At 70.8% G+C, this 19,348-nt stretch carries 16 protein-coding genes; 10 read left to right on the top strand and 6 right to left on the bottom strand.

All coding sequences use genetic code 11. The features are described 5' to 3' along the window. Positions 1-43 precede the first annotated feature (43 nt). The 3 genes from EHS43_RS07695 to EHS43_RS07685 all read right to left on the bottom strand — a co-directional run bounded on the left by EHS43_RS07695 (position 44) and on the right by EHS43_RS07685 (position 3,090). Positions 44-1,426 (bottom strand): alpha-amylase family protein, encoded by a 1,383-nt coding sequence (locus EHS43_RS07695; protein WP_125189777.1) that lies wholly within the window; start codon positions 1,424-1,426, stop codon positions 44-46. A gap of 109 nt (positions 1,427-1,535) precedes the next feature. After that, positions 1,536-2,102, bottom strand: coding sequence for a dihydrofolate reductase family protein (locus tag EHS43_RS07690; protein WP_125189776.1), 567 nt, complete (start codon positions 2,100-2,102; stop codon positions 1,536-1,538). Positions 2,103-2,232: 130 nt separating this feature from the next. Further along, a complete protein-coding gene (locus EHS43_RS07685; RefSeq protein WP_260470434.1) occupies positions 2,233-3,090 on the bottom strand; it encodes a PfkB family carbohydrate kinase in 858 nt (285 codons plus the stop codon). A gap of 129 nt (positions 3,091-3,219) precedes the next feature. Here EHS43_RS07685 and EHS43_RS07680 point away from each other — a divergent pair, with 129 nt between their 5' ends. Continuing rightward, positions 3,220-4,494: an amino acid deaminase gene (locus tag EHS43_RS07680; protein WP_260470433.1), complete on the top strand. Its 1,275-nt coding sequence runs from the start codon at positions 3,220-3,222 to the stop codon at positions 4,492-4,494. Positions 4,495-4,513: 19 nt separating this feature from the next. Then, on the top strand, positions 4,514-6,124 hold the full coding sequence (locus EHS43_RS07675; RefSeq protein WP_125189774.1) for an amidohydrolase family protein: 1,611 nt from the start codon (positions 4,514-4,516) through the stop codon (positions 6,122-6,124). Positions 6,125-6,226: 102 nt separating this feature from the next. Here the strand turns inward: EHS43_RS07675 and EHS43_RS07670 are convergent, their stop codons facing one another. Together EHS43_RS07670 and EHS43_RS07665 are read right to left on the bottom strand one after the other, a co-directional pair. Next, positions 6,227-7,159 (bottom strand): serine protease, encoded by a 933-nt coding sequence (locus EHS43_RS07670; protein ID WP_125189773.1) that lies wholly within the window; start codon positions 7,157-7,159, stop codon positions 6,227-6,229. A gap of 201 nt (positions 7,160-7,360) precedes the next feature. Further along, positions 7,361-8,047, bottom strand: coding sequence for a hypothetical protein (locus EHS43_RS07665; protein ID WP_125189772.1), 687 nt, complete (start codon positions 8,045-8,047; stop codon positions 7,361-7,363). A gap of 126 nt (positions 8,048-8,173) precedes the next feature. Between EHS43_RS07665 and EHS43_RS07660 the strand changes: the two genes are divergently transcribed. The 6 genes from EHS43_RS07660 to EHS43_RS07635 all read left to right on the top strand — a co-directional run bounded on the left by EHS43_RS07660 (position 8,174) and on the right by EHS43_RS07635 (position 14,633). Continuing rightward, positions 8,174-9,385 carry a pyridoxal phosphate-dependent aminotransferase gene (locus EHS43_RS07660; protein WP_125189771.1) on the top strand — a complete coding sequence of 404 codons (1,212 nt, stop codon included), beginning with the start codon at positions 8,174-8,176 and terminating at the stop codon, positions 9,383-9,385. Positions 9,386-9,474: 89 nt separating this feature from the next. Further along, the gene (locus EHS43_RS07655; protein ID WP_125189770.1) at positions 9,475-9,912 is read left to right on the top strand and encodes a hypothetical protein; all 438 of its coding nucleotides are present in this window, start codon (positions 9,475-9,477) and stop codon (positions 9,910-9,912) included. Between the two features lie 327 nt (positions 9,913-10,239). Next, positions 10,240-11,304 (top strand): substrate-binding domain-containing protein, encoded by a 1,065-nt coding sequence (locus tag EHS43_RS07650; RefSeq protein WP_125189769.1) that lies wholly within the window; start codon positions 10,240-10,242, stop codon positions 11,302-11,304. A gap of 23 nt (positions 11,305-11,327) precedes the next feature. Then, on the top strand, positions 11,328-12,494 hold the full coding sequence (locus EHS43_RS07645) for a toxic anion resistance protein (RefSeq protein WP_125189782.1): 1,167 nt from the start codon (positions 11,328-11,330) through the stop codon (positions 12,492-12,494). Further along, positions 12,491-14,050, top strand: coding sequence for a substrate-binding and VWA domain-containing protein (locus tag EHS43_RS07640; RefSeq protein WP_125189768.1), 1,560 nt, complete (start codon positions 12,491-12,493; stop codon positions 14,048-14,050). The genes EHS43_RS07645 and EHS43_RS07640 overlap by 4 nt, the downstream gene beginning before the upstream one ends. Beyond that, complete coding sequence (locus EHS43_RS07635; RefSeq protein ID WP_125189767.1) at positions 14,037-14,633, top strand: hypothetical protein; 597 nt, start codon at positions 14,037-14,039, stop codon at positions 14,631-14,633. Before EHS43_RS07640 ends, EHS43_RS07635 begins: the two co-directional genes overlap by 14 nt. Positions 14,634-14,826: 193 nt before the next feature. Here EHS43_RS07635 and EHS43_RS07630 read toward each other — a convergent pair whose 3' ends face one another. Then, complete coding sequence (locus tag EHS43_RS07630) at positions 14,827-16,650, bottom strand: phosphoenolpyruvate carboxykinase (GTP) (RefSeq protein ID WP_125189766.1); 1,824 nt, start codon at positions 16,648-16,650, stop codon at positions 14,827-14,829. A 338-nt stretch (positions 16,651-16,988) separates the two neighbouring features. Here EHS43_RS07630 and EHS43_RS07625 point away from each other — a divergent pair, with 338 nt between their 5' ends. Together EHS43_RS07625 and EHS43_RS07620 are read left to right on the top strand one after the other, a co-directional pair. Then, complete coding sequence (locus EHS43_RS07625) at positions 16,989-17,702, top strand: hemolysin III family protein (protein ID WP_125189765.1); 714 nt, start codon at positions 16,989-16,991, stop codon at positions 17,700-17,702. 103 nt (positions 17,703-17,805) lie between these two features. Further along, positions 17,806-19,344, top strand: coding sequence for an MFS transporter (locus EHS43_RS07620; RefSeq protein WP_125189764.1), 1,539 nt, complete (start codon positions 17,806-17,808; stop codon positions 19,342-19,344). Positions 19,345-19,348 lie beyond the last annotated feature (4 nt).

Here is a 19,348-nt window from a genome sequence, read left to right as displayed (position 1 = left end):
GCAAGGCTTACAGCAAGAGGCTTGAAACAGCCGGTAAATACTTTCAGCAGCTGGACTTGCCCGCGTAGATCGCGAGCGCCGTGTTGGCGCCGAGGGTGGCGGTGAACTGGCCACTGGAGTTCACGGTCACCGTCGTGTTGTTCTGAACGTTGCAGTACGTCCCGGCGGGCAGCGAGGTCTGGTAGGTCCTGCTCAGGCCGCTCGACTCGTGGTTGATGGCGACGTACCCCTTGGCGCCCCGCCCGAAGGCGATCGCGTCACCGCCGTTGTCCCACCAGTCGGTGACCGAGGTGCCGCGGACGGCGTTGCGGAAGGCGACCATGCGCAGGATCTCCGGCCAGGCGTGCTGGCACTTCCAGCCGTCCTGCCAACAGGCGTTCACGGAGCCGTTGTTGGGCGGCCCGGCGTCCGTGTCGGACCACTCGTAGCCGGAGTTGACGTCCGGGGCGCCGTAGGGATGGGCGAGCATGAAGACGTTGGCCAGGGTGTAGTTCGCCCCGTCCTTGTAGTTCAGCGTGCTGCCGTTGCGCTCGGTGTCGTGGTTGTCGACGAACACGCCGGCCACCGAACTGCTCATGTAGCCCCAGCCCTCGCCGTAGTTCTTCAGGTAGGCGAGGTTCTCGTTGTTGAAGACCCGCTTGAGGTCGTAGGCGTAGCGGAACTCCTGGACGTCCCCGTTGCCGGTGTACTCGGTGGGCTGGACGGCCTCTCCGCTGCCGTAGATGACCTCCTGCTTCCAGTACACCGACGGATTGCTCAGCCGGGACTTGATGTTGGCGAGGTCGGCGGCGTCGATGTGCTTGGCCGCGTCGATGCGGAAGCCGTCGACGCCGAGGGTGAGCAGGTCGTTCATGTACCCGGCGATCGCGCTGCGGACGTAGGACTCACCGGTGTCGAGGTCGGCCAGGCCGACCAGTTCGCAGTGCTGGACGTTCCAGCGGTCGGCGTAGTTGCTGACCTGGCTGGTGCAGTCGTCGAAGTCGTAGGAGGAGTACAGGCCGGGGTAGTTGTACTTCGTGTACGACGACCCGCCGGTGCCGGTGCCGCTGCCCGCGGCCATGTGGTTGACGACGGCGTCGACGACGACCTTCACACCGGCCGCGTGGCAGGTGTTCACCATGTTCTGGAACGCCGTGCGGTCGCCGAGCCGGCCCGCGATCTTGTAGCTGACCGGCTGGTAGGACGTCCACCACTGCGAGCCCTGGATGTGCTCGGCGGGCGGGGAGACCTGCACGTAGCCGTATCCGGCGGGGCCGAGGGTGTTGGTGCACTCCTTGGCGACGGAGGCGAAGTTCCACTCGAAGAGGACGGCGGTGACGTCCTTGGTGCCGGGCGGGGAGGCCTGGGCGGCACCGGGGTTCAGGAGAGCGGCCGTGGCGGCAAGCACGGTCGCGGTGACGGCGGTTGCGGACCTTCTCGATATCACGTGGGGGTTCTCCTTACGCGACGGCCGGGCTTCTTTGCCCGGCGCCGGCGAGAACGTACCGCTGTTGAAATGTTTACAGCAAGAGTCGAGAAAGTAACGGAAAGAACTTTCACACTTGGCTGGCCGGCCTTGCCGACAGCTCACCCCGGCTGCCCCCGCAGGAGTAGACGATCTCCACCGACCCGCCGGGCAGGGCCCGTTGGCTCAGGAAGGTGAGTCCGGTGTCGGGGCTGAGCGCCGGGGTCAGCTGCGTGCCGCCGCCGAACAGCAGCGGCAGGACGACCAGTTCGAGGCGGTCGAGGGCGCCGAGCGCGTGGAAGGTCGCGATGGTCCGCGGACCGCCGACGAGGTGGACGTCACCGCCCCGGTTGGCGGCGCGGATCCTCTCCAGGAGCCGGGCCGGGTCGCTGTCGGTGGTGACGTGGTCGGGGGTGCCCTCGGGGCAGTGCGAACCGAGGACGAACACGTCCAGGTCCGGCCACGGCCACCGGCTGTTGGTCAGCGCGGGCTCGAAGGTCGTACGGCCCATGACGGCCGCCTCGCAGTCGGCCAGGAACTCCTGGATGCCGTGGCTCCGGCCGGAGACGAAGGCGGGGTCGGCGGTGAGCGCGGGCCAGCCGTTCGGCGTGGTCACATAGCCGTCGGCACTCATGCTCACACGGGCGCGGATCCGCATGGTCTCTCCTTGGGCAAGGGGCGCTGTTCGCCCTTTCACCCAAGCGTCGAACGCGGACTCCGCCGATCGACACGCCGGAGAAGGAAATCACCGGACCCTTTCGGGGGCCCGGTGATTTCCCCTCGGTGGCTCAGGCCGTGGTCCACCACACGGTCGTGTCGGCCGGCACCTTGGCCTCCCCGTCGACCTCGGCGACCTCGCCGCTGGCGAGCAGGAGACGGCCGTACGCCGGGGTCGTCACCGACTCACCGCCGGTGTTGGCGACGCACACGAACTCCCCGCGCCGGAAGGCGAGGACGCCCTCGGGTGCCCGCAGCCACTCGACCGCGTCGCCGGCGCCCAGGCCGGGCTGGGCACGGCGGACGGCGAGGGCCGCGCGGTACAGCTCCAGGGTGGAGTTCGGGTCGCCGGTCTGCGCCTCCACGCTCAGCTCCGCCCACTGCGAGGGCTGGGGCAGCCAGCTGCCGCCCGCGCCGAAGCCGTACGACGATCCCTCGCGCGTCCACGGGATCGGCACCCGGCAGCCGTCACGGAAGCCGTCCTGGCCGGCGCCGCGGAAGTACGCCGGGTCCTGCCGGTCCTCGTCGGCGAGGTCGACGACGTCCGGGAGGCCGAGCTCCTCGCCCTGGTAGATGTACGCCGACCCGGGCAGCGCCAGCATGAGCAGCGTGGCGGCGCGGGCGCGGCGCAGTCCGAGCTCCCGGTCCCCCGCCGTACGGAAGTACACCCCCGTGGGCCGGGAGTCGTCGCGGCCGACGGCCGAGACATCGACCCCGTACCCCCCGATCGTCTCGACCAGGTGGTCCCCGAACCCGTCCGCCCCGACCCGGCTGACCCAGCGCACCGTGAAGCCGGCGGCGGCCAGTCCGCAGGCCACGTTCGACTCCGCCCCGCCGATCGCCCGGTCGAAGGACGGCACGTCGGCGAGCCGTCCCGGCCGGGTGGGCAGGAACGTGACCATGGACTCGCCGAGCGCGACGACGTCCACGGCGTCGGAGGCATTCACGATGGTCGTAGCTCCTTCATTGACCCGGCGTTGGCGTGGATGTTAGACAGCAGTCAGCGATATACGCAATGCACGTTGCACATAATGCAACGCACCCTCAGGGAGGCCACCGTGTCCGGTACCGAAGCGCTCGCCCGCCTCGCGGAGGACCGCGTCGACCACCGCTTCAAGGGCCTGCCCCCGGACGCGGACGGCCTGACCGTCGCCGAGCTGACCGCCCAGCGCCGCAACCTCTTCACCGGCGGCTTCACGACCCCCGTGCTCGTCCTGTCCGCAGAGCGCCTGGAGCACAACCTCGCGCTCATGGAGGCGTACGCCGCCCGCCACGGCCTCGCCTTCGCCCCGCACGGCAAGACGACCATGGCCCCCCAGCTCTTCCACCGTCAGACCGAGCGCGGCGCCTGGGGCATCACCCTGGCCGTGCCCCACCAGGTGCGGGTCGCGCGGGCGTTCGGCGTCCAGCGGGTCTTCCTCGCCAACGAACTGGTGGACCCGGCGGCGCTGAAGTGGGTCGCCGGCGAGCTGGCGGCCGACCCCGGCTTCCGGTTCGTCTGCTACGTCGACTCCGTACGCGGGGTGGAGCTGATGGACGCCGCCCTGACCGGCGCCCCCCGCCCCCTTGACGTCGTCGTCGAACTCGCCGCCGGCGAGGGCGCCCGCACCGGCGTGCGCACCGAGGCGGAGTGCGCGGCCGTCGCCGACGCGGTCGCGGCCACCGGGACGCTTCGGCTCGTCGGGGTCGCCGGATACGAGGGCGAGGTCCCGGGGGCGACCCCGGAGCGCGTGCACGCCTGGCTGCGCCGGCTCGTCGCCCTGGCCGCCGACTTCGACAAGGCGGGACGGTTCGCCACGGGGGGACCCGACGAGATCGTGGTCAGCGCGGGCGGCAGCGCCTGGTTCGACGCGGTCGCCGACGTCTTCGCCGAGATCCCCGAGCTCTCCCGTCCGGTCCTGAAGCTGCTCCGCTCCGGCGCCTACGTCTCGCACGACGACGGCCACTACCGCAAGGTGACCCCCTTCAACCGGATCCCGGAGGAGGGCGCCCTGGAGCCGGCGTTCCGGCTGTGGACGCAGATCGTCTCCCGCCCCTCCCCCGAGCAGGCCTTCGCCAACGCGGGCAAGCGGGACGCGGCCCACGACCTCGACCTGCCCTCCCCGCAGGTGGTCCGCGCGGGTGGCACCGAGCGCCCGGCCACCGGCATCGAGGTGACCGCCCTCTCCGACCAGCACGCCTGGCTGGCCACCGCCCCGGACGCCGCTGTGGAGGTCGGCGACTGGCTGGGCCTCGGCCTGTCCCACCCGTGCACGTCCTTCGACAAATGGCAGTTGATCCCGGTGGCGCGGGCCGACGGCACGGTCGTCGAATACATCCGCACCTTCTTCTGAGACGCGAAGGGAACCGGCGATGGAAGAGCTGGTCATCAGGGACGCGGATGTCGTCGACGGCAGCGGCGCCCCCTCGTACCGCGCCGACGTGGTCGTGGACGGCGGCCGGATCGTGTCGATCGTCAAGGAGGCCGCCGACGCCGGCTGCCAACGGCCCACGGCCCGCCGGGAGCTGGACGCCGAGGGGCTCGTCCTGTCCCCCGGCTTCATCGACATGCACGCCCACAGCGACCTGGCCCTGCTGCGCGACCCCGACCACAGCGCCAAGGCCGCGCAGGGCGTCACGCTCGAGGTCCTGGGCCAGGACGGGCTGTCGTACGCCCCGGTCGACGACCGCACCCTGGAGGAGGTCCGCCGGGCCATCACCGGGTGGAACGGCCACGGCGACGACATCGACTTCGACTGGCGCTCGGTCGGCGAGTACCTGGACCGCCTCGACGGCGGGATCGCCGTCAACGCGGCCTATCTGATCCCCCAGGGCACGGTCCGCGCACTCGTCGTCGGCTGGGAGGACCGCGAGGCCACCCCCCAGGAGCTCGACCGCATGCGCCGGTTGGTGGCCGAGGGGATGGAACAGGGCGCGCTCGGCCTGTCGTCGGGCCTGACCTACACGCCCGGCATGTACGCCGCGGACGCCGAACTCACCGCACTGTGCCGGGTGGTGGCCCGGTACGGCGGCTACTACTGCCCGCACCACCGCTCGTACGGGGCGGGCGCGCTGGAGGCGTACCAGGAGATGGTCGCCCTGGCCCGGGAGGCCGGCTGCGCCCTCCATCTCGCCCACGCCACCATGAACTTCGGGGTGAACAAGGGCCGGGCACCGGAGCTGCTCGCCCTCCTGGACGAGGCGCTGGCGGCGGGCGCCGACATCAGCCTGGACACCTACCCCTACACCCCCGGCTCCACCACGCTCGCGGCCCTGCTGCCGAGCTGGGCGGGCGAGGGCGGCCCGGAGGCGGTGCTGGAGCGGCTGGCGGACGACCACACGGCCGAGCGGATCCGCCACCATCTGGAGGTGACCGGCGCCGACGGCTGTCACGGCGTGCCCGTCGAGTGGGACACCGTCGAGATCTCGGGCGTCGGCGACCCGGCCCTCGCGGACTTCGTCGGCCGCACGGTCGCCGAGTCGGCCCGGCTGCGGGGGGAGAGCCCCTGGACGACGGCCCGGCGACTCCTGCTCGCCGACCGGCTGGCCCCGTCGATCCTCCAGCACGTCGGCCACGAGGAGAACGTCCGCGCGATCATGCGGCACCCGGTGCACACCGGCGGCTCCGACGGCATCCTTCAGGGCGCCAAGCCGCATCCGCGGGCGTACGGCACGTTCCCGCGCTATCTGGGCACGTACGTGCGGGAGTTGGGCGTGCTGTCCCTGGAGGAGTGCGTGGCTCACCTCACCTCGCGCCCGGCGTCCCGGCTGCGCCTGCCGGACCGCGGCCTGGTCAAGGAGGGCTACCGGGCGGACCTGGTCCTCTTCGACCCGCGGACGGTGGCCCCGGGCTCGACCTTCGCCGACCCGCGCAGGCTGCCCACCGGCATCCCGCACGTCCTGGTGAACGGCCGGTTCGTGATCGAGGACAGCCACCGCACGGACGTCTTGGCGGGCAGGGCGGTCCGCAACAGTCCCATGTAACGGAACGCCCCCGTCACCCACCTGGGGGGCGCGGGGAACTGCGCGACAAGCCACAACGGACCCGCACCCGCCGCACAACCCCTCGTGGCACCCGGCGGAGCGCTACGGCTTGGGCAGGGTGCAGGTGCTCGCGTTCAGGTTGAGCTGGTTGCCGGTGGTGAAGCAGGCCGGGATGTTGTAGATCTCCTGGGCGTAGTTGATGCCCTCACGGACGGTGACGTTGCCGTTCGCGTCGACCTCGCACGGGTTGTTCTCCGTGCAGCGCTCGCCGTCCTCGTTGCCGGTGTTGTTGACGGCGACGACCTTGCCGGTGGCCTGGTCGATCACCGGCGAGCCCGAGGTGCCGCCGATCGTCTGGCAGGCGGAGGTGTAACGGACCGAGTCCTTCCAGGTCCAGTCGCCCTCCTTGAGGCGGTACGCGAACCCGTCGATGTTGCAGCTGTAGAGCCGCTTCCAGTAGCCGGAGGCCACGGTGATGGCGGTCCCGGCGGTCGGGTGCGTGTCCTGCACGGTCAGCGCGGAGATGCCGTACGAGTTCTTGATCGACGCGTACGTGCTGGTGAGCTGGTAGATCGACACGTCCGTGTCGGTCATCGTGCCGTAGGCGAGCTTGCTGGCGCGCAGGGTGGCGACCCGGGTGCCGGAGGAGTTGAGCAGCCCGAAGGTGCGGCTGGACGCCTGGTTGGTGAGGACCTCGCCGGGCGCGGGGAAGCCGGTGGTGAGGCAGTGCCCGTTGCTGAGGACCAGCGCCGGGTCGGTGTCCAGGGAGTTCGGGAACCGGATGACCGAGCCCGAGCAGTTGCTGAGCGAGACGGTCCCGGCGAGCGTCACGGCCTTGAGGCCCTGCGACGGTGCCGTGACCTGGGACAGGGCCGCGGTGGCGGACGTGACCACGTCGTGGACCGTGGAGACGGGGGTGTCGGTGTCGATGCTCTTGCCGACGCCGGAGGCGGCGGGTTCGGCGGCGACCGCGGGTGCCGCGACCGCCCCGGCTATTGCCAGGGCGCTGAGCGCGGCGACGAGAGGCTTTCTCATGTGGGGGTCCCCTCTTGCGACTTGGGCGACCGGAAATCTTCCGGCCGCCCGTGAGTTTGTCATGGACATTGTGAAGAAGGGTGGTCGCTGGGGCAAGAAGTTGTGCCGAGCCCGCGCCTCTCGACGGGCGACACCTCCACATTCGGGACGGCGAGAACCCCCGCCCCTCGTCCCGCGAGGTCAACTTACCCAGCCGGAGGGCTACTTGGGCCTCTTCGTGCCGCCCTGTCCGCGCCCTTTGCCGTCGGAGTTGCCCGGCCCGCCGCCGGCGGCCGTGGTCTCGCTCGCCGACGGACCGGCCGAGGTGGCGGAGGAGTCCTGGACCGACGGGCTGCCGCTCGTGCGCGCCCCGCCGGAAGCGTCCGCGGAGGTGCTCGCGCCCGACGCGCCGGACGGGCCGGCCGCCGGCTCGTCGGAGGCCGTGGCACCCGGGGCCGCCGGGCGGGTGGAGGAGGCCGGGTCCGTGACGCCGTCCGTGCCCGCGGTGGCCGAGGCCGCACCGCTGCCGGGGTCGCGCCCGGACTCCGAGGAGGAGCCGGACAGCGACAGTCCCGCGATCAGCGCCGCCGCCCCGACGGCACCGGCGGCCACGACCACCCGGCGCGAGGGCCGACCGCCCCGGCGGCGCGCGGCTCGCCGACGGGCCGCCCGTCCGGCGGAATCCGGACCGCTCGGCACCGGGGCGGCGGGCTCCGGTCCGGCGGGCTCCGGTCCGGTGGGCTCCGGTCCGGCGGGCTCGATGGCGGGGAGTTCGGCCGTGGCGTCGTACGCGGTCTGCCAGCCGTGCGCGGCCGCCGGGTCCGGGTACTCCTCGTACGCCGGGGTCACCGCGGGCTGCGGCTGATAGACCTTCGGCGCCCCGGACTCGTATTCGACTGGCCTCGACATGGCGTTGAATTGTAGGGACGGATGAGGCGGCTGGGACAGCTACCGGCGATAACAGCCCAAACCGACGCGTCTCACGTGGCGGAAAACACGAGCCGATGAGCGTTACCGGGCCGTAAGCTCCCAGACATGCAGGTGATCCAGTCGACCAAGCTCGCCAATGTCTGTTACGAGATCCGGGGCCCGGTTCTCGAGGAGGCGATGCGCCTGGAAGCGGCCGGGCACCGCATCCTCAAGCTGAACACGGGCAACCCCGCCGCCTTCGGCTTCGAGGCGCCGCCCGAGATCCTGGAGGACGTCCTCCGCAACGTCTCGACGGCCCACGGCTACGGCGATGCCAAGGGACTGCTGGCCGCACGCCGGGCGGTGGTCATGCACAACCAGACCATCGGCATCGAGACCGACGTCGAGCACGTCTTCATCGGCAACGGCGTCTCCGAGCTGATCGTGATGGCCATGCAGGGCCTGCTCGACGACGGCGACGAGGTCCTCGTACCGGCCCCCGACTACCCCCTGTGGACGGCCGCGGTCTCGCTCTCCGGCGGCACCGCCGTCCACTACCGCTGCGACGAGCAGTCCGACTGGATGCCGGACCTCGCGGACGTGGAGCGCAAGGTCACCGACCGCACCAAGGCGCTCGTCATCATCAACCCCAACAACCCCACGGGCGCGGTCTACGACGAGGCCATGCTCAAGGGGCTGACCGACATCGCCCGCCGGCACAACCTGCTGGTCTGCTCGGACGAGATCTACGACAAGATCCTCTACGACGGCGCCACGCACACCCCGACGGCCTCGATCGCCCCGGATCTGCTCACCCTCACCTTCAACGGCATGTCGAAGGCCTACCGGGTGGCCGGGTACCGGGTGGGCTGGATGTCCATCTCGGGCCCCCGCGCGCACGCCGACTCCTACATCGAGGGCCTGACCGTCCTGGCCAACATGCGCCTGTGCGCGAACATGCCGGGACAGCACGGGGTGGTCGCCGCGCTCAGCGGACGGCAGTCGATCAACGACCTCGTGCTGCCGGGCGGGCGGCTGGCCGAGCAGCGGGACGTGGCGCACGAGCTGCTGACGCAGATCCCCGGCGTGAGCTGCGTGAAGCCGAAGGGGGCGCTGTACCTCTTCCCCCGGCTCGACCCCAAGGTCTTCAAGATCAAGGACGACCGGCGGATGGTCCTGGACCTGCTGCGCCAGGAGAAGATCATGGTCGTCCAGGGCTCCGGCTTCAACTGGCCCGAGCCGGACCACTTCCGGGTGGTGACCCTGCCGACGGTCGGCGACCTGCGGGACGCGGTGGGGCGGATCGGGAACTTCCTGGACGGGTACGGCCAGCCGTAAACCTCGCCGGCCCCCGATCTTTTTGGTTCGCTCAACTTTAGACGGAATCTAAGCTAGGATGGTTTCCTGACTGCACAGGAGGCCATCCCATGTACGAACCGATCCGCACGAAGTCGGTCCACTCCACGATGGCCGACGCCTCCTCCGACTTCCCTCACCGTTCCCGTGAGGAGGAGCTGGACATCCAGCTCGCGGGTCATCTCGCCGCACTGCTCGCCGTCACGGACGAGCTGCGCGCGCTGGCACCGTCCGCCGACTTGGACACGGCGGCGGAGCGGCTCGCCGAGCAGGTGGGCCGGCTGCGGGGCGGAGGCGCACCCGCCCGTGCGTCCCTGACCCCGGTCACCCCGAACCCCCGCGTCGACGACCTGCACCGGCGCGCTCACGCGGTGGCGGGGCGCGCGCTGCTCGTGGCGGCGTCGCGGGCGGACACGGCGGCGGCGATCCTGGCGGCGGAGCGGATGGACGCGCACAGCGCGGCTCTGGCCCTGCCTGTGGCCGACCCTCGCGAACTCGCCGCGCACTGAGCCGTACGGCTCCTCTGATCGGCCCCGGTCCGTGCGCATCCGCAGCGACGTGCGGACCGGGTGCCATGGCACTGCGTTCGCTTGAGCGGGGCGCCCTGCGTCGTGGGGGTGGGGTCGTTCGGCGGGTGCGGGTGCGTTGTGGCTTGTCGCGCAGTTCCCCGCGCCCCTGGGTGGGTGCGGTCGTCTTGCGGGTGCGGGATCGTCGTGGCTTGTCGCGCAGTTCCCCGCGCCCCGCCTTCCAGGCCGTGTTGATCCGGGACCGGTACTACACCTGTTGTTCATTCTTGTTGCCCAGGAACTTACCGTTCCGGGAGCAGTCTTCACCGTGTGAGACGAATCGTAGGGATCGTCCTCGCGGTTCTGCTGGTCGGCGGAGTGGTGGCAGCCGTCGTGGCAGGTCGCAGCAGTGAGGACAAGGGCACGGCAACGAAGACCGTGCGGGCAGTGATCGGATCGGAGAAGGCCGAGTTCTTCGAGGATTCGGACGTGGTGAAGGCCCTCGCCGCCAAGGGCTGGACCGTGAAGGCCGAAACCTCCGGGTCCTGGGCCATGGAGGGGCTGGACCTGGGCGGGTACGACCTCGCCTTTCCTTCCAGCCAGGCGCCGGCCGCCGAACTCGCCGCGAAGCACGGGGTACGGGGGACCCTCCCCCGCCCCTTCTACTCGTCCCTGGTCGTCGTGGCCCACAAGAGCGCCGCCGGGGTCCTCGCGGGCAACGGCCTGGCCACGCTGGACGCCGAGCACCGCGGCACTCTCAAGATGGCCGCCTACCTCGACGCGGCCCGCGCGGACCGCACCTGGCAGCAGCTGAAGGGCGCGGCGAAGTACGGGGAGCTGACCGGCACCCTCTACCTCTCCAGCACCGACCCGGAGACCTCCAACTCCGGCGCCCTCTACCTCGCCGCCGCCTCCTACGTGGCGAACGGCGGCAAGGTCGTCGCGAGCGGCGCCGAGGTCGCCAGGACAACTCCCCTGCTGCACAAGCTCGTCAGCGTGCAGGGCGCCCAGCAGTCCAGCTCGGACGCGGCGTTCCGGGACTTCGTCAGCGGCGCCGGCAACCCGCTCGTGCTGGTCTACGAGTCCCAGGTCGCCTCGCTCCTCGCGGACGGGCAGCGCCCCGACGACCTGGTCGTCCTCTACCCGGACACGACGGTCAACAGCGACCACACGGTCGTACCGCTGACCGAGGACGGCCAGGCCCTCGCCGGGCTGCTCTCCACCGACCCGCGGTTGCGCGCGCTGGAGGTGCGGCACGGGTTCCGGCCGCAGGGCGAGGCCGGCGGGTTCGCCTCGGCGACCACGTATCTCAAGCAGGAACTGACCGGCGTCCGCCAGGCGCCCGTGCCCACCTCCGCGGTGCTGCACGAGCTGGCGCGACGGGCGCGCGGATGACGGGGGACACAGCGATGACATCCATGAACGACCACGACACCTTCACGCTCACTCCGCCCGAGCCGGTGGCCGCCGTGCCGCGCGAGAAGGCCGGGGGACTCGTCCCGGTCGACGACTCGGTCCGTACCGACACGGCCCGCAAGGCCGCCGCGTACGTCGAGGCCCTGGCCGTGCTCGACGCCCGTTCGCCCGAGTTCGCCGGCAAGGTCGGTGAGATCACCGCGCTGGGCGCCGGGGAGATGCGCAGCGCCGCCGCGCAGTCCAACCGGATGCTGGAGCGGACCGTGCGCAGCCTGCCGGACAAGGGCGGGGACGCCCAGTCGCAGGTGGCCGGATCGCTCGTCGAACTGCGGCGCGTGGTCGAGGACCTGGACCCGAGGGACCTGCCCGCCGCCAAGGGCCGCAGGTTCCTGTCCCGGCTCCCCGGCGGCACCAGGCTGCGCGACCACGTCGCCAAGTACGCCTCCGCGCAGGGCACGTTGAACAGGATCGTCGGATCGCTTCGGGGCGGTCAGGACGAACTGCGGCGTGACAACGCCGCGTTGCAGACCGAGCGGGTCCGGCTGTGGGAGACCATGGGCAAGCTCCAGGAGTACGTGGTACTGACCGAGGCCCTGGGCACGGCCGTCGAACAGCACATCTCGGCCGTGGGCGACCCCGAGGCGGCCGACTCGCTCCGTGCCGACGTGCTCTTCCCGGTCCGGCAGAAGCACCAGGACCTGCTGACCCAGATCGCCGTCTGCGCGCAGGGCTACCTCGCCATGGACGTCGTACGGCGCAACAACGAGGAGCTGATCAAGGGCGTCGACCGGGCGGCCACGACCACCGTGTCGGCGCTGCGGATCTCCGTGATGCTGGCCTCCGCGCTCGACCACCAGAAGAAGGTCGTCGAGCAGGTCAACGCCCTGCGCGGGACGACCGAGGACCTGATCCGGGGCAACGCCGAGATGCTCGCGACCCAGAGCGGGGAGATCCAGCGCATCGCCGCCGACCCGGCGGTCGGCGCCGAGACCCTCCGCTCCGCCTTCCAGCAGATCTACCGGACCCTGGACGCGATCGACACGTACAAGGTGCAGGCGACCGAGGTGATGGCCGCGACCGTGGAGTCCCTGACCACCGAACTCCAGAACGCGAGCGGGTACCTGGAGCGCAGCCGGTCGCAGGGCGCCCTGGAAGGGGGCCTCGGATGAGACGACGCGCCCTGGCCGCCGGCTGCCTGGCGGCGCTCGGTCTGCTCACCGCCTGCACGCCCCACGACGACGGCACCGGCGGTGTCGCGACGCCCGGGGTCCCCGGCCCCGCCGAGCCCGGCACCCTCCGCGTCCTGTCCTCCAGCGAGCTCGGGGACATGGGTCAGGTCCTCGCCCAGGTCGAGAAGGACACCGGCGTCAAGGTGAAGCTGAACCCCATCGGCACGCTGGACGCCGTGGACATGCTGGCGAAGGGGGGCACCGACGGCCGGTACGACGCCGTGTGGCTGTCCTCCAACGACTATCTCCGGCTGCACCCCGACGCGGCGAGGAAGGTCGTCTCCGAGACGTCCGTCATGTCGAGCCCGGTCGCGATCGGCGTGCGGTCCGCGAAGGTGCGGGCCCTCGGCTGGAAGCCCGCCGACGTCACCTGGTCCCAGGTAGAACAGGCCGTCCGGGACGGGAGACTGACGTACGGGATGACCGACCCGGCCCGCTCCAACTCCGGTTTCGCCACGCTGGTGTCGGTCGCCTCCGCGCTCTCCGGCGCCCAGTCGGCGCTCACCGACGCGGACGTCACCGAGGCCCGGCCCCGGCTGAAGGAGTTCTTCACGGGCCAGAAGCTGACCTCGGGTTCCTCGGGCTGGCTGGCCGCCGCCTACGACCGGCGCGGTGACGTCGACGCGCTGCTCAACTACGAGTCCGTCCTCAAGGGCGTCCCGGGCCTGACCGTGATCCGCCCCCGCGACGGCGTGATCACCGCCGACTACCCGCTCACCTCGCTGCGGTCCACGAGCGCGCGGACCCGTGAGGACGTGCGCCGGGTGACGGAGGACCTGCGCAGCGAGCGGATCCAGCGGCTGATCACCGAGCGCACCCACCGCCGCCCGGTGGTGGCCTCGGTCGCCCCGGCGAGCGGCCTGGACACCGCCCGCCGCCGCGAACTCCCCTTCCCGGGCAGCCGTTCCGTCGCCGACGGCCTGCTCGACTCCTACGAGAACGAGCTGCGCCGCCCGTCGAGGACCGTGTACGTCCTGGACACCTCGGGCTCGATGGAGGGTGAGCGCCTGGACCGTCTCAAGGCGGCCCTCACCGAGCTCACCGGGGACTTCCGCGAGCGGGAGGAGGTCACGCTGATGCCGTTCGGCTCGCGGGTGAAGAGCGTACGGACGCATGTGGTCGACCCGGCGGACCCGCGGACCGGCCTGGCCGCCCTCCGCGAGGACACCTCGGCGCTCTCCGCCGACGGCGACACGGCCGTCTACACCTCGCTGGAGAAGGCGTACGACCATCTCGGCACCGGCCGCGACACGTTCACGTCGATCGTGCTGATGACGGACGGCGAGAACACGGCCGGGGCGACGGCGCGGGACTTCGACCGCTTCTACGCCCGGCTCGGGCGCCCGGCCCGGGACATTGCCGTCTTCCCGATCCTCTTCGGCGACTCCGACCGCTCCGAGCTGGCCCACATCGCCGACCTGACCGGCGGCCGCCTCTTCGACGCCCGGCAGGGCCCGCTGGACGGCGCCTTCGAGGAGATCCGTGGCTATCAGTAGGTATCTGGAGTCCCGCAAGAACCTGGCGGGCAGCGCGTGCGGGCTGGCCGGGCTGGCGCTGACCTTCGCGGGGGTGGCGGGACCGTACTGGCCCGTGGTCGTGGCCGGGCTCTACGGCGCGGGTGCGCTGATCGCCCCGCCGGAGCGGGTCGCACCGCCCGACTTCCCGGCCTCGTCGGCCCAACTGGACGAGGTGCGCGCCGACTTCGAGAAGCTGCGGGCCTTTCTGACGGACATCGAGCTGTCGGTGACGGCGGCGGCCCGGCTGCGTGAGCTGACGGAGCTGCTGTCCGCGCTGCTGGACCGCACCTGGTCCGCCCAGCTCCTGGCCCACGACCCGGAGGGCGTCCACGCGCTGTCCCGGATCGTGCGCCGGGACCTCCCGGAGGCGGTGGACAGCTTCGCCCGGACCCGCTGGTGGACGAGGATGACGCCGGGCACCCAGTCCCCGGAGCTCCATCTGGAACAGCAGCTGGGTCTGATGAAGAAGGACGCGGAGCACCTGGCGGCGGCCCTGCGGGACACGGAGGCCAGGAGGCAGGAGACCCACACCCGGTACCTGGAGGAACGCTCGGACCGTTAGGGCCTGCCGGCGCGGAGACCGGCGAGGGCCCGCCCTCACCGGCTTTCCGTCGGGGCGGACGGGAAAGGTGAGGGCGGGCCCACAGCCACACACGCCGTTGTGTGCGGCCCCGCCGTACTGAAACCGCGGCCGGCCGTGACGATACTGCTGGTCAGGGCACGATCGGAGCCGGCCGCGGCGTCTTCGGGGGACGTCAGCCCAGGCGCTGCACCAGCGCCCGGTACTCGTCCCACAGCTCCTTCGGGGTGTGGTCGCCGAAGGTGTTCAGGTGGTCGGGAATCAGGGAGGCCTCCTCCCGCCACACCTCCTTGTCGACCGTGAGCAGGAACTCCAGGTCGGAGTCGGCCAGTTCGAGGCCCTTGGTGTCGAGGGAGCCCTTGGCCGGCAGGATGCCGATCGGCGTCTCGACGCCCTCGGCCCTGCCTTCGAGGCGCTCCACGATCCACTTCAGGACGCGGCTGTTCTCGCCGAACCCGGGCCAGACGAACTTGCCCTCGTCGTTCTTGCGGAACCAGTTGACGTAGTAAATCTTCGGCAGCTTCGACTGGTCCTTGTCCTTGGCCACGTCGACCCAGTGCCCCATGTAGTCGCCCATGTTGTAGCCGCAGAACGGCAGCATGGCGAAGGGGTCGCGGCGCAGCTCGCCGACCTTGCCCTCGGCGGCGGCGGTCTTCTCGGAGGCCACGTTGGCGCCGAGGAAGACGCCGTGGTTCCAGTCGAAGGACTCGGTCACCAGCGGCACCGCGGAGGCGCGCCGGCCGCCGAAGAGGATCGCCGAGATCGGCACGCCCTTGGGGTCCTCCCACTCGGGCGCGATGATCGGGCACTGCGAGGCGGGCACGGTGAAGCGGGCGTTGGGGTGGGCGGCCGGGGCGTCCGAGGAGGGCGTCCAGTCGTTGCCCTTCCAGTCGGTGAGGTGGGCCGGGGTCTCCTCCGTCATGCCCTCCCACCAGATGTCGTTGTCGTCGGTGAGGGCGACGTTGGTGAAGACGGAGTTGCCCCACAGCGTCTTCATCGCGTTGGCGTTGGTGTGCTCACCGGTGCCCGGCGCGACGCCGAAGAAGCCGGCCTCGGGGTTGATCGCGTAGAGGCGGCCGTCCTCGCCGAACCGCATCCAGGCGATGTCGTCACCGATGGTCTCCACGGTCCAGCCGGAGATCGTGGGCTCCAGCATGGCGAGGTTGGTCTTGCCGCAGGCGCTCGGGAAGGCGGCGGCGACGTACTTGGACTCGCCCTGCGGCGGGGTGAGTTTGAGGATGAGCATGTGCTCGGCGAGCCAGCCCTCGTCGCGGGCCATGACGGAGGCGATGCGCAGGGCGTAGCACTTCTTGCCGAGCAGGGCGTTGCCGCCGTAGCCGGAGCCGTAGGACCAGATCTCGCGGGACTCCGGGAAGTGCGAGATGTACTTGGTGGAGTTGCACGGCCACGGGACGTCCTCCTGGCCCTCCTCCAGCGGCGCCCCGAGGGTGTGGACGGCCTTGACGAAGAAGCCGTCGTCACCGAGTTCGTCGAGGACGGGCTGTCCCATGCGGGTCATGGTGCGCATGGAGACCGCGACGTAGGCGGAGTCGGTGATCTCGACGCCGATCGCGGAGAGGTCCGAGCCGAGCGGGCCCATGCAGAAGGGGACGACGTACATCGTCCGGCCCTTCATCGAACCGCGGAAGACGCCCTTGTCGCCGGTGAAGATGTCCCGCATCTCCCCCGGTGCCTTCCAGTGGTTCGTCGGGCCCGCGTCCTCCTCCTTCTCCGAGCAGATGAAGGTGCGGTCCTCGACGCGCGCGACATCGGTCGGGTCGGAGGCCGCGTAGTAGGAGTTGGGGCGCTTGATGGGGTCGAGCTTCTTGAAGGTGCCCTTCGCGACGAGCTCCTCGCACAGGCGCTCGTACTCCGCTTCGGATCCGTCACACCAGACCACGCTGTCCGGCTGGGTCAGTTCGGCGATCTCGTTCACCCACGAGATCAGTTCCTTGTGCTGGGTGGGGATGACGGGGGGAGCCGCGATGTCGCGCGCCACGATTGCTCCTAGATGAGGGATTTTTTGTTTGGAGGCCCCGTGGGGGCTGCGACCCGGATGCTTCTCGCGCCTTTCGGTGGTGACCCTGGCGCTCATCCGGTGCCGACCGCACTCATTTGATCATCCGACTGAAGCGCCCATCTGTCCAGAGGGCATCACAGGTGAGCGGAGTGAGGATCGCCACGCTTTCTCGGTGCACAGCGCGTTTATTTGCGTGCACGTAGCGTTCAGCCGACCGTTTCTTTACTGATCAACTCCCGTGAGAGGATGGCCACTCTCGGCCGGTCCGCCCGTTGTACTCATGCGTAACTTACGGGCCCGTAGGTACGATGCCGGGCATGACGCCGCCCGCCCCCGACGCCGAAGCGCTCTCCCTGCCCCACCAGATCAAGCAGCACGCCCAGCAGCTCGCCGAGCCGATCAAGCCGAAGCTGCGCGGCTGGCTGCACCTCGGCATGTTCCCGGCCGCACTGATCTCGGGACTGGTGCTCACCGCCCTCGCCGACTCCACCAGAGGCCGGATCGCCTGCGGTATCTACGCCCTGACCGCCTGCCTGCTGTTCGGCATCAGCGCCCTGTACCACCGGGGCACCTGGAGCCCCCGCATGGACGGCGTCCTGCGCCGACTGGATCACGCCAACATCTTCCTGATCATCGCGGGCACCTACACCCCGCTCACCATGCTGCTCCTGCCCGGCAGCAAGGGGCGGTGGCTGCTGTGGGGGATCTGGGCCGCAGCACTGGCCGGCATCCTCTTCCGGGTCTTCTGGGTCGGCGCCCCACGCTGGCTCTACACCCCGTGCTACATCGCGATGGGCTGGGCCGCCGTCTTCTTCCTGCCCGACTTCATGCGCGCCGGCGGTGTCGCGGTCCTGGTCCTGGTCGTCATCGGCGGCCTGCTCTACAGCGCGGGCGGAGTGATCTACGGCATCAAGCGACCGAACCCCTCACCGCGCTGGTTCGGCTTCCACGAGGTGTTCCACTCCCTCACCGTGGCGGCGTTCGTCGTCCACTACATCGGCATCTCACTGGTGGCCTACCAGCACACGTAGACCGGCATCCCGACCCGACAGGGCCACGGCTTCCGAGCCGTGGCCCTTTTTGCATGCCGGAGTCGATTGACAGTTCAAAGCTTTTGAGAGTTACTCTCATTTTATGGAAACCATCACTCCGGACCCCCGTCGCTGGTGGGCCCTGGCCGCCCTCGTCGCGAGCATGCTGACGCTCGGCTTTGACCTGACGATCCTCAACGTGGCGCTGCCGACCATGGCCGCCGACCTCGACGCCGGTACCGGCGCACAGCAGTGGATGGCGGACGCCTACGTCGTCGTCTTCGCGGCCCTGATGCTCCCCGCCGGCCTGCTCGGCGACCGCTTCGGACGACGCCGCATGCTGATCACCGGACTCGCCGTCTTCCTCACCGGATCACTGATCGGCGCCCTGGCCGGTGACGTCGACACGGTGATCGCCGCACGCGCGGTCATGGGCGTCGGCGGCGCCCTCGTCACCCCGCTCGCGCTCTCCGTCCTGCCCACCCTCTTCGCCCCCGACGAGCGCACCAAGGCCGTCGGCATCGTCTCCGCCGCCTCGGCACTCGGCCTGCCGCTCGGCCCGATCATCGGCGGCTGGCTGCTCAACCACTTCTGGTGGGGCTCGGTCTTCCTGGTCAACGTCCCGATGGCCGCCCTCGGCATCGCCGCCTGTGTCCTCCTGCTCCCCGAGACCCGCGATCCCTCGTCCCCCAGGGTCGAGGCCCTCTCCACCGCGCTCACCGTCACCGGCCTCGGCACCCTGGTCTACGCGATCATCGAGGCCCCCACCCGCGGCTGGGGCGACCCGCTGGTGCTCGGCATGCTCGCGGCGGCCCTCGTCCTCATCGCCGCCCTGGTACTGCGCGAACGCCAGGTCGAGCGCCCCATGCTCGACATGACCCTGCTCACCCACCGCGGCTTCCTCTTCAACACGATCGCCGCGACCCTCGTCAACTTCATCCTGACCGGCCTGCTGTTCGTGCTGCCGCCCTTCCTCCAGGCCGTCCTCGGCCACGACGCCCTCGGCACCGGCGTCCGCCTGCTGCCGATGATGGGCGGACTCCTCGTCGCCTCCCGCCTCGCCCCGAAGGTCGTCGCCCGCTTCGGCGCCCGCGCCACGGTCAGCGCCGGCCTGGTGGTACTGGCCTTCGCCGGCCTCCTCGGCAGCCGTACGACCGTGGCATCCGGCTACGGCTTCGTCGCCCTGTGGCTCTCCCTCACCGGCTTCGGCTTCGGCCTCTCCCTCATCCCCGCCATGAACGGCGCCCTCGGCGCCCTGCCCCGCGACCGCGCCGGCAGCGGCTCCGGACTCCTGATGACCATGCGCCAGGTCGGCGGCGCGATCGGCATCGCCCTGCTCGGCAGCCTGCTCGCCGGCGCCTTTCGGGACCGCCTCGACGTCACCGGGCTGTCCGCACGGGCCGCCGACACCGCCGGGGAGTCCGTGGTCGCCGCCCACCAGGTCGCCGAGCGCACCGGCTCCACCGACCTGCTCGCCTCCGCCAACGCCTCGTACGTCCACGGCATGGGCGTCGTCCTGCTGGTCTGCGGCATCGCGGCCCTCGTCGCCGCACTGCTCGCGGCCGCCTTCCTGCCCGGTACACCCCGGCCGGCCGAGACCCCGGCCGACCCGGACATGGCCGCCGAGGAGGCCCATGCCTGAGAAT

It is taken from the genome of Streptomyces sp. RP5T, from assembly GCF_003933965.1.
Lineage (GTDB): Bacteria > Actinomycetota > Actinomycetes > Streptomycetales > Streptomycetaceae > Streptomyces.
The sequence above is the reverse complement of the archived record's forward strand: the minus strand, read 5'-3'. Positions and strand labels throughout refer to the sequence as shown.